Source organism: Bacillus sp. AR13-1 (genome assembly GCF_008042285.1).
In the GTDB taxonomy this organism is placed as follows: Bacteria; Bacillota; Bacilli; order Bacillales; family Bacillaceae_G; genus Bacillus_A; species Bacillus_A mycoides.
On record NZ_QNUA01000042.1, the window covers coordinates 16968 to 31350 of the forward strand.

A 14383-nucleotide genomic window follows, 5' to 3' on the forward strand; every position below is an offset into this window, starting at 1 on the left:
ACTTATACAAAGTATTGTTTATTGTAAAAAAGCATATTAAATTCGCTTTATAGCTGAAAGTGTTTAAGATTTCAATTTAACTCTTTGTAATCTTAATGCATTTAATACGACTGATACAGAGCTAAATGCCATTGCTGCACCTGCAACCCAAGGTGCTAAGAAACCGAGCGCCGCAATTGGAATTCCTAGGCCGTTATAAGCTAACGCCCAGAATAGATTTTGCTTAATATTTCTAATCGTCATTTTACTCATAAAAATTGCATCAGCAATACTATTTAAATCACCACGGATTAACGTAATATCTGCCGCTTCCATCGCTACATCCGTTCCGGTTCCAATTGCCATACCGATATCCGCCGTAGCCAGTGCAGGAGCATCATTTATTCCATCTCCAACCATTGCTACTTTCTTACCTTGCGCTTGCAGTTTTTTCACTTCTTCTGCTTTTCCTTCTGGTAATACTTCTGCAATTACGTGATCAATACCAACTTGCTTAGCGATTGCCTGAGCAGTTTGTGTATTATCTCCTGTAATCATAACAACGTCTAGACCCATTTTCTTAAGTCTTGCGATAGCTGCTTTTGAAGTATCTTTTACAGTATCCGCAACAGCCACTATACCAGCATATTCTTTATTAATCGCAATAAGCATTGCTGTTTTTCCTTCTCGTTCTAGCGCTTCCATCGATTTAGAAACTTCTTCAATATCAATATCGAATTTCTTCATTAATCGACGTGTACCAATTAATAATTGTTTCCCTTCTACAACTGATTCGATGCCGAATCCAGGAATCGCTTCAAATGTTTCTGAACTTGGGATAACAATTTTCTTTTCTTTAATTCCTTCTACAATCGCTTCTGCAAGTGGGTGTTCAGAATTTTTTTCTGCCGCACCTACTAAACGTAGTATTTCTTCTTCATGGAATCCATCTGCTACAATTACATCTGTTAACACCGGCTTCCCATTTGTCACAGTACCTGTTTTATCTAGAATAACTGTATCTAATCGGTGGGTTGCTTCTAAATGCTCCCCGCCTTTAAATAAAATGCCATACTCAGCCGATCTTCCTGATCCAGCCATAATAGATGTAGGTGTCGCAAGACCTAATGCACACGGACAAGCGATAACAAGTACTGCTATCATTTTCTCAAGTGCTCCGCCAAAATCACCAGGTGTAACAAATAGCATCCACACTGCAAATGTGATAATAGCAATTACAACTACAACTGGTACGAAAATACCAGAAATTTGATCAGCTACCCTTTGAATAGGAGCTTTTGAACCTTGAGCCTCTTCTACTACTTTAATAATTTGAGCTAATGCAGTATCTCTTCCTACCTTAGTTGCTTTAACTTTTAAAAATCCATTTTTATTCATTGTAGAGCCAATTACTACATCCCCAATTGTTTTATCAACTGGAATACTCTCGCCTGTTAACATCGATTCATCTATCGCTGATTTTCCTTCTACAATTTCTCCATCTACTGGGATTTTTTTACCAGGTTTAACATAGACAACATCACCAGCTACCACTTCTTCGATTAAAATTTTCATCTCTGTTCCATCTCGCACAACTGTGGCAGTTTTCGCTTGTAGTCCCATCAACTTTTTAATAGCTTCTGATGAACGCCCTTTTGCTCTCGCCTCAAATAATTTACCTAAAATAATTAAAGTAATAAGTACCGCACTCGTTTCAAAATATAAATCTGTCATATGTTCTGAAGAACCAATCGACCTAATACTTAAATACACACTATAGAAATAAGCTGCGGACGTTCCAAGTGCCACAAGAACATCCATGTTTGCACTTTTATTGCGTAGCGCTTTATAAGCACCAATATAAAACTGGCCTCCAATGATAAACTGAACCGGAGTTGCAAGAGCTAGCTGCACCCAAGGGTTCATAAGCACATCAGGTAAATAAATAAACGATGTAAATGAGAAGTGGCTCACCATTGCCCACAATAACGGGAATGATAAAATAAACGAAATGATAAATTTCTTCTTTTGTCGTTCAATTTCTTGTAAGCGATGATCAGTTGATCCATCTTGCTCATCTGATTTCACTTCCAATTTATATCCTAATTTCGTGATTGCACTCTTCATTTCATTTACATTAATTTCATCAGGATTAAAATCTACTGTAGCTGATTCCAAAGCGAAATTTACTGTCGCTCCGTTCACACCTTCTAACTTATTTAAACGCTTTTCTACTCTATTCGCACATGCTGCGCATGTCATCCCTGAAACAGTAAACTCAGCTTTATCACTTACAATTCCATATCCTAGCGACTCAACTTTTTCCTTAAATTGTTGTGGATTTGTTTTATGGGGATCATACATTATTTTTGTTTTTTCAAGTGCAAAATTTACATTTGCATCATGAACACCTTCTACTTTTTTCAGGCCTTTTTCAATTCTATTTGCACAGGCTGCACATGTCATGCCTGATATTTGGAGATTGGCCTCTTTTTGTTCATTCATGTCTCTCACCTCTATATACCCTTATAAGGTATAATTTTTAGCAAAATAAATCGTACTCCATATAAAGTACGATTTATTTCTATATTAAAAATTATTATTGAATTTCATAGCCTTGATCTTCAATTACAGCAACGATATCTTTTAACGTTACAACTGATGAGTCGATAGTAACTTCAACAGTTCCTTCTGCTAATTGAACTTTTACTTGTTCAACACCGTTTAGTTCTTTCACATTACTTTCAATAGAATTTACACAATGCCCACAAGACATACCCTCAACTTTTAATGTTAACTGTTCCATTTAAAATCCTCCTCTTGTTTATTCATTGTTTATTAATCACAACTACATCTTACCATACCCCCCTAAGGTAATCAATGGTTTTGTATCATGATTTTTATTTTTTTCTAAAATCTTTATTTTTTTGCTCCAATTATGAATTTATATATCTTCTCCTATATAAGCAAAAGCCAAGCTAGTCAAATACTAGCTTGGCTTTTATGCTTTTGAAAAACGTTCAAATACTGTCATTAATTCTTCAATTGCTTCGTCACCATTACCATTTTTAATAGCTCCTGAAACACAATGACTCGTATGATTTTTTAAGACACCCATTCCTACTTTTTTCATCGCTGCATTAATCGCAGAAATTTGAACTAAAATATCCACGCAATAACGATCATTTTCAATCATATTTTGAATACCACGGACTTGGCCTTCAATTCTCTTTAATCTATTTATAATTTGTTCTTTTTCTTTTTCTGATCTATGTGTTACTGATTCATGGTCCTTATGATCCATATTATCACCTTCTTAAAGTTTCTCTTCATCCAATAAAACAATTGCTTTTATGAGTATACCAATTATATCATCAAATATCTATGTAGGATACCCCATATGAGTATATTTTCGCTTTATGATTATTCTTAACACATCATTAGCTTCTCAGTCTCAATTAATATGATACCCTTTCTTTTTTTCAAAAAAACAATAATAAGCAGGGATTGTCCATCCCCGCTTATTATTCATCCACAAATATAAAAGTCTCAATTTTCACACGTGTAAATTGAGACTTTTTTCTTCCTATATATAATTATTGCTGATCACATACTTTTGTATCATTCACTACTGAAGTTCCTTCAACGGTTACCGTATGAAAACAGTCATTTACACGAACTGTCACAACATTATCTTGCCGATCAATGATATGATATTCATTAAAATTTTTATTCAGAGCACTGCGAATTTGTTCTCCTTCATAAATTGGAATGCCATGTGATAAAACCCAAATAAGCCCAGCGATAGCAAGAATAGTTTTCATACGATCTACCTCCTTGAGAATATAGTGAACTTTAAATCCGCGCTTTTTCAGCTTTACTAATCATAAATTGAATTAACCAAGCCCTTTTGGAAGTAAGTTCATTTCGTCTATTTTATGTTTATGCTAATTGTGACGGAATTGTGACAACTTTTTGTCTCTTTAGACGAAAAGTTGAAACAAAACGTTCAAAAAGGACAATTCTACTTACGTGAACAAAAAGGCTATGGAGAATTTCCTCCATAGCCTTTTTGTTCAATTTTATTAAATGACCATTTCACTATGCTTAATCTTAAGCGTTTCAATTTGAATTGTAGCGTGTTCAATATGGAACTCCTGTTTTAACATAGTAATAATATTTTGAAGCACTTCTTGATCGTCCTGTTTTTTATCGATCATTACATGGACACTTAATGCATCTAATCCTGATGTAATTGTCCAAATGTGGAGATCGTGTATATCACGTACACCCTCTACTTCTTTAATAGCTTGCTTAACTTGTTCTATCTCAATTGAAACAGGTGTACCCTCCATAAGTATATGAATGGAATGTTTTGTTACTCCCCATGCACTCTTTAAAATTAATAGCGCTACAATTACTGAGATAATTGGATCTGCAATATACCATGAAAATAAAGACATAAGTGCACCAGCTACTAACGCACCAACTGAACCTAAAGCATCTCCAAGAACATGTAAATATGCGCTACGTAAATTGACGTTATTTTTCACATCACCTTGTCTCATAAGAGCCCCTGCACTAATTAAATTCGCTAGTAAACCAATTGATGCGATTAACATCATTGGACCACTCGCTACAGTTGGTGGTTCAAAAAACCTTCCGATTGCTTCCCACACGATAAGTCCCGCCACAACAAATAATGTAATTCCATTAATTAATGCAGCTAAAATTTCAAAACGATAATATCCATACGTTTTTGTAGAAGTAACTGTTCTAGCTGCTAATCCAATGGCAATTAAACTTAATAATAACGAACTTGTATCACTTAACATATGTCCTGAATCAGATAATAAGGCTAAACTATTTGTAACTAGTCCTCCAAAAAATTCAAGAAACATAATAATTGCCGTAATTACTAATGCCGTAATTAAACCTTTCTTATTCCCTTCTCTACTCTCTTCAAAATGGTGATGTCCGTGGGAATGCCCATGATGTTGGTGACCGTGATGATGTCCCATATAAATTCCTCCTTTTATTAATCTATTAACATTTGTTCTGAAATTCACCACTTCTATCTGTCTATTGCTTTTATTAATATAGAAACGCGGCTTTAATCCATTCTCATACCATTTTCTAATTTTTGATTTTCAAACGACTCTTTTCCTACTCGAATCGAATTTGTCGGACAACTTTCATATGCTGCCACCATTGCATTCAAAAATGTAGTTGGAATTCCAATTATTCCTTCATTGTGATCTAATGCACCAAATGCTTTACTTTTACAATCCAATTGATATATATCTGGTGCTATAGAGCAGCATAATCCACATGATTCACAAGTTTCTTTATTTACAACAGTATAATGTAACAATATTTGTTACCTCCATTAATCTCATACAATACTAAGGTAGGGTATATAGAAATGATTATTTTACACTATTTTTCTTTCTATCACTTCTCCTTTTCCCCTTAAATAATAATGACATATCGGTTTTAAATCGTTATCTAATTCATAAACTAATGGTGTTCCTGTTGGAATGTTTACATATTCTATATCTTCATCTGAAATTTGATCTAAATGTTTTACTAAAGCTCGTATTGTATTTCCATGCGCTGCAATAATCACTTTTTTTCCACCTTTTAAATTAGGGGCTATTTCTTCATCCCAATATGAAACAACTCGTTTTTCTGTATCTTCTAGATTTTCTGTAAGGGGAAACTTATTTTCTTTTAAATCTCTATACTTCGGATGTGCCGCTTCATATCTCTCATCATCTTTTGTAAGAGCTGGTGGGCGTACATTTGTTGAACGTCTCCATAAAGTTACTCTCTCATCACCATATTTTCTCGCTGTTTCTTCTTTATTTAATCCTTGAAGTGCACCGTAATGTCTCTCATTTAATTTCCAGGTTTTATGAATAGGTATCCACATCAAATCCATTTCCTCAAGAGTAATCCACAAAGTACGCATCGCTCTTTTTAAAACAGATGTATATGCTATATCGAATGAGAATCCATCGGCTTTCAAAATCTCCCCAGCTTCTCTTGCTTCTCGAAGACCAGCATTTGATAAGTCTACATCCGTCCAACCTGTAAACCGATTTTCAACATTCCATTCACTTTGTCCGTGCCGTATTAAAACTAGCTTTACCATACTTATTATCTCCTCTCCTTTTAAAGTTGCATTTTCATAAAGAAGTATCTTTATGAAAATGCATGATTACATATCAAGTTCTTTCTTGTTCATTTCACTACTATGACTAAACGCTAATTCAATTAATCCATTTACGTGAGAGTCATCTAATGAATAAAAAACAAGTTTCCCTTCTTTACGCTTTTTCGCTAATCCTATTGTTTGTAATAGTCTTAAATGATGCGATGCCGTTGCAATACTGCTATGAATAATACTTGCGACATCTCGTACGCAAAGCTCATTTTCCGTATACAGCGCATAAGCAATTTTCAAACGTGTTTCATCTGCAAGTGCCTTAAACATTTTCGCTACACTACTTATATTTTCTTTCTCCAACATGTCACTTGCATGCTTTACTTTTTGCTCATCGTGATAACAAAGTTCACAATGTTCTTCTTTCATAAGTAACACCTCTTATTCAAGTATATATTTGATTATGTATACAGTATACCTTATTAACCGAAAAAAAATTATAAAAAAAGAATCCTAAATGACTTTGGATTCTTTTCTATTATTACTTCTCTTTAGAAAAACAAAACTTCGAAAAAACCTCCCATATAAGTTCATTTCTACTACATACCCCTACCTTTTCAAAAATGGATTTAAAATGATCTTGAACTGTATACGTAGAAATATGCAATTCTTCCGCCACGTCTTTTGTTGACATTCCTCTAACAATCCCTACTATCACTTGCTTCTCTCTTTGAGAAAGACTATAAGAATCTGCAATAAGGGGAAAAACTTCTTCCGGCCTCGCTCTTTCAAACAAAACTATATAGCCATCATTACAACTACCGTAACCTTCTAACCTACTCGCGCGAATAACTAAAAATTGTCCACAAGATAAACCAATACCTACCATTTCCCCTTCATCTGCTGCTTCCCTATTAGATTCGTTGGCTTTCACTCTTGAACAAACCGCACGTATTGGCCTTGGAACGTCATCTTCATTCAATTGTTCATATGTTCTAAGAGTGGATAGCCACGCCTTTCCATTTTGATCCCAATATAGTAGGTCAAATTTTTCATTTAATATAATCGTACCCGTTCCTACTACTTCCACTTGTTCCTCTGAACATGTTATAAATGATTTTCTTAATGTATCTCCCACAATAGAGCTTATTTTTGATAAATACTCACATTCATTTTGTTGAAAAGATACTCTTGTATTATCTCGAAACAAACTTAAGTGTCCAAAACATTTTCCTTTACTCATACAAACCACTCTTACTTCATCTATAAAACCGGCTGGTTTTAAAATATTTCGATACCTAGCGCTTTTTATCGGATTATCATTTGTGACAATACGTATCGCGCCAACATGGGGGGCCTTTCGTGCTAAATCTTTAAATTTGTTGTAATCATCCTCTAAAAATTCATTCATAAATAACAGCGAATGCAGCTGTTCAATTATTCGATCTGTATATGCCCCGGTTGATAAAAATGTGCGTGGGTCTATAGCGGTGAAGCAGGAAGCATCAAATGGAATTAACTTTTTTAATATATTTAAAAATCCTTTTTGGAATTGTCTAGTTGAGCTCTCGCTTTTCATTAACACTGTTATTTCTTTCGTTGCCTGTTCATAAATCATCTTTATTCCCCCCAGATTTATGGGATTGTTTCCTCTAACCATTTCATTTCATAATAAAGTGAAACTTTATTGTAAAAGAGGAGGTTAAAAAATGAGCTGGAATGATTGTACTGTACATACGTATGAACGAACAATTCCGTTGAAAATCCCTGGATATTTTACCCTATATGAAATGATGAATCATTTCTTATTTACTACACTCCCTAAAGAAAATATGAATCCAAAGTTACTAATTATAGGTGCTGGTGGTGGACAAGAAATCCTCTCAATAGGCAAACAAAATAGCAATTTTTATTTTACAGGTGTTGATCCATCTGAAAGCATGCTACAGTTAGCTAAAAAAAGAATTGAAAACGCAGGCATACAAAATCAAATTCACTTTGTACATGGAACTGTTCATTCATTATTAACCAATCCATTATTTGACGCTGCCACCTGTATGCTTGTTCTGCACTTCATCCCAACTATGAAGGGGAAAAAAGAGTTACTTAATGAAATTAGTAGTCGCTTAAAGCCCGGTGCTCCATTCTTTCTCTCTTCAATAAATGGTATACCCCATACAAGTATGTTTTCTGCACAATTAAATGCTTGGCGCAACCATATGATGCAAAATCAAATTCCATTAAAAGATTGGGAACGATTTGAAAATTCTTTTGAAAAAGAAATGTTTCCTATTTCTGAAACAGATTTACTAACTATCATGGAGGAATGTGGCTTTACTCAAATCACTCGTTTTTTCACTAGCTTTTTAATTGATGGGTACGTGGCAATAAAACAATAATGAAAAAAGGTAAGCAATTGCTTACCTTTTTTCATATACGTCTTCTACACTTGACTAATAAATCGCAATCCTTTACTTAAAGACGTTGGGACAACAGATGCGTGATTCTCCCCTTCCGCTTCATAAAACTTAAATTTAAGTTTATCATGTGTTACTTGGAGAAGGCGCTCTGATAATTCATTTGCACCTACAACCATATGCTCTCGTTCTAGTGACCCAACTGTAAGGAATACCCCTGTTTCAAACTTAGCATTGTTTAATTCATTTATAAGGTTCTCTTCTTTTTCAAGTACGGATTGATTATTCCACCAAATAGACGGACTACTAATAAAATAATTTTGAAAAGCATTTACATTTGTAAATAGTATATGTAATGCAAATAATCCACCTAGAGAATGTCCAAATAACGTTTGTTTCTCTTTATCAATTTCAAAATTATTTTCAATTTGTGGTTTCAATTCTTCTTCAATAAACGTAAAGAAGTTATGTGCCCCTCCTGTTTTAGGCCACGGTTTACCATCCGGTTTTAAAGGAGCATCTTTTGAAATTACGCTAGGCGTAAAATCATAGCATCTTTCTTCACCTGAAAATGCCCCTTCAATACGATAACCAATACCTACTATAATGGCTGGTGAAACACCTGTTTTTTCTGCTCTAACTGATTGTATTTTAACCGCTTCATGGAATGTTTGAAAAAAGGCATTGCCATCTAATACGTATATAACAGGATATCCTGACTCTGGTGCCGGCTGCCTCGGCTTTGAAATATGAATTTGATATTCCTTACCTTCTAATTTTGAATACATTTTCCACTGTTCTGTATTAGATGTAATAATCTGCTGTTTTTCAATAGTAGTATTCATCTTACATCCCCCCTTCTTAACTCGTTACATATATTTCTACTTTCTCTTCTTGAGATATAACGCTATCGTATCCAAAACAAACAGGAGACCCATTATACGGATCAATCATGACACGCGCATCAATATGAAATACTTCTTTTAATACTTCATTTGTAATAATCTCTTCTGGGCTTCCAGTTGTAACGATTTCCCCTTCCTTCATTGCAATAATTTCATCTGAAAACCTCGCTGCATGGTTAATATCATGTAATACCATAACGACCGTACAATTATGTTCTTTATTTAACTTCTCCACAATTTGTAATACATCTAATTGATGAGACATATCAAGATATGTCGTTGGTTCATCTAGTAGTAACACTTCTGTCTCTTGTGCTAATGCCATCGCTAGCCATACTTTTTGTCTTTGTCCACCTGATAAATTCGCAATTTGTCTCGTTCGAAACGCTGATGTTTTGGTAATATCTAATGCCCAATCAATCATTTCTTTATCTTTTGAAGTTAACTTATTCACGTTATTACGATGTGGATAACGCCCATAAGAAACCAACTCTTCTACCTTAATCTCTCCCGGGGCAATCGGATTTTGCGGAAGCAAAGCTAACTGTTTCGCGATTTCTTTCGTTGAAATCGTATTTAAATCTTGTCCTTGTAAATATACTTTACCGCTTTTTTGTTTTAAAATTCTTCCCATCGTTTTTAATAATGTCGATTTTCCGCATCCATTTGGACCTATAATTGTCGTTACTTTTCCCTTTTGTATTTCCACATTTAAATCGCGAAACACTGTAAGTTTTTCATAATTTGCTTCCAAGTTTTTTGCACTTAAAATATTCACTTGTATTTCCTCCTCTTACGCTTTCGCCTTATAAAGTAAATATAAGAAATACGGTACACCGACAATAGCAATAACAATCCCTACAGGCAATTCTGCAGGCATAAAAATTGTTTTTGCGATAAAATCTGAAGCAATTACAAGTAGCATCCCAATTACTCCGCATGTAGGAATTACATATTTATGTTGAATGCCAACAAGTCTTTTGGCTATATGTGGCGCCATTAGACCAATAAATCCAATACTTCCTGAAACAGCAACACATGCACTTACAAGTCCAATACTGCTTAATAATAGAATAGACTTCTCTCTTTCTACTGAAACACCTAGACTTGTAATACTCGTTTCTTCCAATTGAAATAAATCTAGCAAATAAGCTTTCTTTTTTATAATTGGAATTAATATAATAAGCCACGGCAACATTGCAATAATGTATTTCCAGTTTGCATTATATATGCTACCTGAAACCCAGACAGCTGCCATTTCAAAGTCAGTTGCTTTCATTTTCAATGATAAATACATAGAAAACGCTCCGAAACCTGACCCTATTGCGATCCCTGTTAGTAACAGACGCTGTGAATCTAACTTTCCATTTCGCCAAGAAAATATATAAATTAATATAGCCGCGCCTAACCCTCCAACTAAGCCAAACATCGGCATCATCATTATAGAAATCCAATCCGTACTCTTTATTTGTCCTTGGAAAAAGAACATAAAAATTACGATTGCAGTTCCTGCACCAGCATTTACTCCTAAAATACCCGGATCTGCTAAACCATTTCTCGTAATCCCTTGAATAACAGCGCCAGCTATCCCTAGACCTAATCCTACTAGGCCAGCAATTATGATTCGCGGCAGTCTAAAATCAAATATAACTAAATCATGTTCTGGGACTGGATCAATCCGAAAAATTGTTCGAAAGACGTCCATAATTGTAATATCAAATGTACCATTCGTTAAGCTAATATAAATGGTACATAAAATTAAAAGTATAATAGTACCCATAGTCATTACAAAACGCTGACTTGAGCCTTTAAGCATGTCTCTCTCCCCCTCTTGTACGAATTAAATAAAGGAAGAAAGGAATTCCAATTAGAGACGTAACAACGCCTATTGGTGTTTCAAATGGATAGTTTACAAATCTGCTTAACACATCACATAAAGCAAGAAACACACCACCAATTACTCCAGCACAAGGCACAATCCATTTATAATCTACACCGATTAAAAAGCGGGTAATATGAGGAATAATTAGTCCTACAAAACCTATTTTCCCTACTAAAGCAACTGCTGTGCCAGTCAGAAATACAACAGATAAAATTGCAGTCATTTTTATAATTTTCGTACGCTGTCCTAAATTAATAGACACTTCTTCTCCCAATGAAAGGATTGTAATAGATTTTGAAATAAGAAGTGCTAAAATAATACCAACTATACCAAAAGGAATTGCTAATTTAAGTATATTGGGATCTACTTGATCTAATTTCGCATTGTACCAAAAACTAATATTTTGAGAGACTTGAAAATAAGAAGCAATTGCGGCAGAAAGACTACTTAAAAATGTCCCTATCACGGTTCCTATAATTGCTAATCTTACAGGTGACAATCCGTTTCTAAGCAGTGAACCAAATCCAAAAACAATCCCCGCGCCTAATGCTGAACCCAGCATAGAACATAAAATCATGTTGACTGAAGACATTCCCGGAAGGAATACCATACACATTGTAATAACAAAAGCAGAACCATCCGTCACACCCATAATAGAAGGGGATGCAAGATAATTCCTTGTCATCCCCTGCATAAGTGCTCCTGATATGGCTAGAAAAGCTCCAACTAAAAGAGCTCCAATTACCCTTGGTAAACGAGATGTAACAATAATATTATGATTTACATTACTCGAATCAAAATGAAACAATGCATTCCACGTCGTTTCAAAATCGATATTTTTTGTCCCATATAAGATAGATAAAATAACAGTAAGTAAAATACATATGGGTGCTAAGCATAAAATTATCATTGGAAGTGAATTTATTTTCCGCATATCATTCAACGCACCTTACTAATTTTATTATTTAGTCAAATTTTTCACTGCTTCTTTTAAAAATACTGTTTTACTCCAAGCAGTACCACCTTGTGCAATAGGATCTACAGTATTTACAAATACTTTCTTCTCTTTTACAGCATTTACACTTTGCCAAATTGGATTACTTTCTATTTCTTCTAGTACTTTTGGTTTATTATTTTCACTTGCTTCATATTGTAAAAATACGTAATCTGGATTTATTTGAGCCAGTTGTTCTAAAGAGAGTTTCTCTTGCGTTTTTACATTTTTAAGTTGTTCTGGAGCAGTTAATCCAAGGTCTTTATAAATTACAGGGTTGAAGTATACTCCTTCTGGATAAACGAATAATGTATTCGCTCTTAATCTTATTACAAGTACCTTTTTATCTTTTAACTTATCTCCAATTTTTGCTTTCGCTTTTTCAGCGTCTGCTTTATAATCCTTAATAATTTTTTCTGCTTTGTCTTTTTTACCAGATAGTTCTCCCATTAATTTTAAGTTTTCTTCCCAATCTGTAGAAACATGTGATATTGGGATTGTTGGAGCTACCTTCGTAAATTTCTCAGCCGCTTCTGCTGGGAATTTCGTACTTGATGTAATAACATCAGGTTTTAATTGAAGTAATGTTTCAAAGTTGGGTTCCATTTTCTCACCGACAGATTTCGCACCTTCTAAATCTTTTGCAACGTTCCCTGGTAATTTCCCACCAACCGTAATTGCACCTACCGGTTTAATTCCAAGTACTGCCGCATCTTCCATTGACTCTAAACTAGCTGTCGCAATTTTATCTACTTTTGCTGGTACTGTATATTCTTTACCTAAATATGTAATCTTTCGCTTTTCGTCTTTTTTCGTTTCCGTAGCCTTTGTCTGTTGTTTTTGTTCCCCAGAAGTTTTGTCTGCACTATTACATGCTGCTAAACCAACACTTAAAACTGTAACCATCCCTAATGTAAATAACTTCTTGTTCATCTTTATATATCTCCTCTCGAAATCTTCAAATATATTATTTCAACAATGAAACTTAATTATATGAAACATAATCCTCATCTATATTTCACATCATTAATAAATCTACGTAAAATGGAGAGCCATTCTCGTTCACTTCCCCTAGTATTAAATTCTTTACAACCCTCATCCCACGATAATCACTAACAGTGATAATGATTATCGTTATTAAGTATATATTTAATATCAGATTATTTCAAGAATGATTTGAAAAATTTTAACAAACTGAACAAAAAAGAAGTATCTCCTTTTTTTCAGGAAGATACTTCTTTTTTTAGAAATCTATATGTAATTCAACTGGACAATGGTCCGATCCCATCACTTCACTATTAATTTTCGCATCGGTAATTTTATGTTTTAGCCTTTCAGAAATCACAAAGTAGTCTAAACGCCAACCGATATTTTTCGCTCTTGCACCCATACGATATGACCACCATGAGTACGCTCCTTCTTGATCAGGATAAAGATAGCGATACGTATCAATGAATCCCGCCTCTAAAACACATGTGAATTTCTCTCTTTCTTCATCCGAAAAACCAGGATTTTTCCGATTACTTTTCGGATTTTTTAAATCGATTTCTTTATGAGCAACGTTTAAATCACCGCAAAAAACAACTGGTTTCTTCTCATCTAACCGCTTAATATACGCCCGGAAATCATCTTCCCATTTCATTCTATAATCTAATCGTTCTAATCCACGTTTTGAATTTGGTGTATATAACGTTATCATATAAAAATCTTCGAATTCTAACGTAATAACTCGTCCTTCTTGATCATGCTCTTCAATCCCTAAACCATATGTAACAGAAATCGGTTCTTTTTTCGTGAAAATAGCCGTTCCTGAGTAGCCTTTTTTCACAGCATAATTCCAATATGTATAATATCCCTCGGAATTTAAATCAATTTGTCCACTTTGTAATTTAATTTCCTGTAAACAAAATATATCTGCATTAGATTCTTCTAGATATTCTAGAAATCCACCTTTTGCAATAACTGCTCGCAAACCATTTACATTCCATGAAATCAACTTCATCTATGTTCCTCCTCTTGATGTGCATTTTCAATTTT

At 34.3% G+C, this 14383-nt stretch carries 16 protein-coding genes; 1 reads left to right on the forward strand and 15 read right to left on the reverse strand.

Annotated elements, in window-relative coordinates:
• Nucleotides 1-63 precede the first annotated feature (63 nt).
• The 9 genes from DN408_RS26085 to DN408_RS26125 form a co-directional block, all read right to left on the reverse strand.
• Nucleotides 64-2484 carry a heavy metal translocating P-type ATPase gene (locus tag DN408_RS26085; RefSeq protein WP_078178284.1) on the reverse strand — a complete coding sequence of 807 codons (2421 nt, stop codon included), beginning with the start codon at nucleotides 2482-2484 and terminating at the stop codon, nucleotides 64-66.
• A gap of 94 nt (nucleotides 2485-2578) precedes the next feature.
• Nucleotides 2579-2785 (reverse strand): copper chaperone CopZ, encoded by a 207-nt coding sequence (gene copZ, locus DN408_RS26090; protein ID WP_002033654.1) that lies wholly within the window; start codon nucleotides 2783-2785, stop codon nucleotides 2579-2581.
• 195 nt (nucleotides 2786-2980) lie between these two features.
• Nucleotides 2981-3283 carry a metal-sensing transcriptional repressor gene (locus DN408_RS26095; protein ID WP_002014668.1) on the reverse strand — a complete coding sequence of 101 codons (303 nt, stop codon included), beginning with the start codon at nucleotides 3281-3283 and terminating at the stop codon, nucleotides 2981-2983.
• A gap of 292 nt (nucleotides 3284-3575) precedes the next feature.
• The gene (locus tag DN408_RS26100) at nucleotides 3576-3803 is read right to left on the reverse strand and encodes a hypothetical protein (protein WP_000849103.1); all 228 of its coding nucleotides are present in this window, start codon (nucleotides 3801-3803) and stop codon (nucleotides 3576-3578) included.
• 261 nt (nucleotides 3804-4064) lie between these two features.
• Nucleotides 4065-5000 carry a cation diffusion facilitator family transporter gene (locus DN408_RS26105; protein ID WP_002167777.1) on the reverse strand — a complete coding sequence of 312 codons (936 nt, stop codon included), beginning with the start codon at nucleotides 4998-5000 and terminating at the stop codon, nucleotides 4065-4067.
• 92 nt (nucleotides 5001-5092) lie between these two features.
• Entirely contained in the window at nucleotides 5093-5353 is a 261-nt protein-coding gene (locus DN408_RS26110; protein WP_078178286.1) for a ferredoxin, read from the reverse strand.
• Between the two features lie 60 nt (nucleotides 5354-5413).
• A complete protein-coding gene (gene gpmA / locus DN408_RS26115; protein WP_033731155.1) occupies nucleotides 5414-6136 on the reverse strand; it encodes a 2,3-diphosphoglycerate-dependent phosphoglycerate mutase in 723 nt (240 codons plus the stop codon).
• Nucleotides 6137-6202: 66 nt separating this feature from the next.
• Nucleotides 6203-6577, reverse strand: coding sequence for an ArsR/SmtB family transcription factor (locus tag DN408_RS26120; protein ID WP_002066747.1), 375 nt, complete (start codon nucleotides 6575-6577; stop codon nucleotides 6203-6205).
• A 112-nt stretch (nucleotides 6578-6689) separates the two neighbouring features.
• The gene (locus DN408_RS26125; RefSeq protein ID WP_002128649.1) at nucleotides 6690-7766 is read right to left on the reverse strand and encodes a helix-turn-helix transcriptional regulator; all 1077 of its coding nucleotides are present in this window, start codon (nucleotides 7764-7766) and stop codon (nucleotides 6690-6692) included.
• Between the two features lie 91 nt (nucleotides 7767-7857).
• On the opposite strand from DN408_RS26125, the gene DN408_RS26130 reads away from it, so the two are divergent.
• A complete protein-coding gene (locus DN408_RS26130) occupies nucleotides 7858-8547 on the forward strand; it encodes a class I SAM-dependent methyltransferase (protein WP_002185110.1) in 690 nt (229 codons plus the stop codon).
• Between the two features lie 44 nt (nucleotides 8548-8591).
• Here the strand turns inward: DN408_RS26130 and DN408_RS26135 are convergent, their stop codons facing one another.
• The 6 genes from DN408_RS26135 to DN408_RS26160 all read right to left on the reverse strand — a co-directional run bounded on the left by DN408_RS26135 (nucleotide 8592) and on the right by DN408_RS26160 (nucleotide 14348).
• A complete protein-coding gene (locus DN408_RS26135; RefSeq protein WP_033731157.1) occupies nucleotides 8592-9410 on the reverse strand; it encodes an alpha/beta hydrolase in 819 nt (272 codons plus the stop codon).
• Between the two features lie 16 nt (nucleotides 9411-9426).
• On the reverse strand, nucleotides 9427-10248 hold the full coding sequence (locus DN408_RS26140; protein ID WP_033731158.1) for an ABC transporter ATP-binding protein: 822 nt from the start codon (nucleotides 10246-10248) through the stop codon (nucleotides 9427-9429).
• A 15-nt stretch (nucleotides 10249-10263) separates the two neighbouring features.
• Nucleotides 10264-11286, reverse strand: a complete 1023-nt coding sequence (locus tag DN408_RS26145; RefSeq protein WP_002087982.1) for a FecCD family ABC transporter permease — start codon at nucleotides 11284-11286, stop codon at nucleotides 10264-10266.
• On the reverse strand, nucleotides 11279-12286 hold the full coding sequence (locus DN408_RS26150; RefSeq protein WP_002066739.1) for a FecCD family ABC transporter permease: 1008 nt from the start codon (nucleotides 12284-12286) through the stop codon (nucleotides 11279-11281). The genes DN408_RS26145 and DN408_RS26150 overlap by 8 nt, the downstream gene beginning before the upstream one ends.
• Nucleotides 12287-12313: 27 nt before the next feature.
• Nucleotides 12314-13279, reverse strand: coding sequence for an iron-hydroxamate ABC transporter substrate-binding protein (locus DN408_RS26155; protein WP_078178287.1), 966 nt, complete (start codon nucleotides 13277-13279; stop codon nucleotides 12314-12316).
• A 310-nt stretch (nucleotides 13280-13589) separates the two neighbouring features.
• On the reverse strand, nucleotides 13590-14348 hold the full coding sequence (locus DN408_RS26160) for an exodeoxyribonuclease III (RefSeq protein WP_078178288.1): 759 nt from the start codon (nucleotides 14346-14348) through the stop codon (nucleotides 13590-13592).
• Nucleotides 14349-14383: the final 35 nt, after the last annotated feature.

Coding starts and splice junctions, on each gene's coding strand:
- DN408_RS26085 (WP_078178284.1), bottom strand. CDS start 2,484: ATGAATGAACAAAAAGAGGCCAATCTCCAAATATCAGGCATGACATGT.
- copZ (WP_002033654.1), bottom strand. CDS start 2,785: ATGGAACAGTTAACATTAAAAGTTGAGGGTATGTCTTGTGGGCATTGT.
- DN408_RS26095 (WP_002014668.1), bottom strand. CDS start 3,283: ATGGATCATAAGGACCATGAATCAGTAACACATAGATCAGAAAAAGAA.
- DN408_RS26100 (WP_000849103.1), bottom strand. CDS start 3,803: ATGAAAACTATTCTTGCTATCGCTGGGCTTATTTGGGTTTTATCACAT.
- DN408_RS26105 (WP_002167777.1), bottom strand. CDS start 5,000: ATGGGACATCATCACGGTCACCAACATCATGGGCATTCCCACGGACAT.
- gpmA (WP_033731155.1), bottom strand. CDS start 6,136: ATGGTAAAGCTAGTTTTAATACGGCACGGACAAAGTGAATGGAATGTT.
- DN408_RS26120 (WP_002066747.1), bottom strand. CDS start 6,577: ATGAAAGAAGAACATTGTGAACTTTGTTATCACGATGAGCAAAAAGTA.
- DN408_RS26125 (WP_002128649.1), bottom strand. CDS start 7,766: ATGATTTATGAACAGGCAACGAAAGAAATAACAGTGTTAATGAAAAGC.
- DN408_RS26130 (WP_002185110.1), top strand. CDS start 7,858: ATGAGCTGGAATGATTGTACTGTACATACGTATGAACGAACAATTCCG.
- DN408_RS26135 (WP_033731157.1), bottom strand. CDS start 9,410: ATGAATACTACTATTGAAAAACAGCAGATTATTACATCTAATACAGAA.
- DN408_RS26145 (WP_002087982.1), bottom strand. CDS start 11,286: ATGCTTAAAGGCTCAAGTCAGCGTTTTGTAATGACTATGGGTACTATT.
- DN408_RS26150 (WP_002066739.1), bottom strand. CDS start 12,286: ATGCGGAAAATAAATTCACTTCCAATGATAATTTTATGCTTAGCACCC.
- DN408_RS26155 (WP_078178287.1), bottom strand. CDS start 13,279: ATGAACAAGAAGTTATTTACATTAGGGATGGTTACAGTTTTAAGTGTT.
- DN408_RS26160 (WP_078178288.1), bottom strand. CDS start 14,348: ATGAAGTTGATTTCATGGAATGTAAATGGTTTGCGAGCAGTTATTGCA.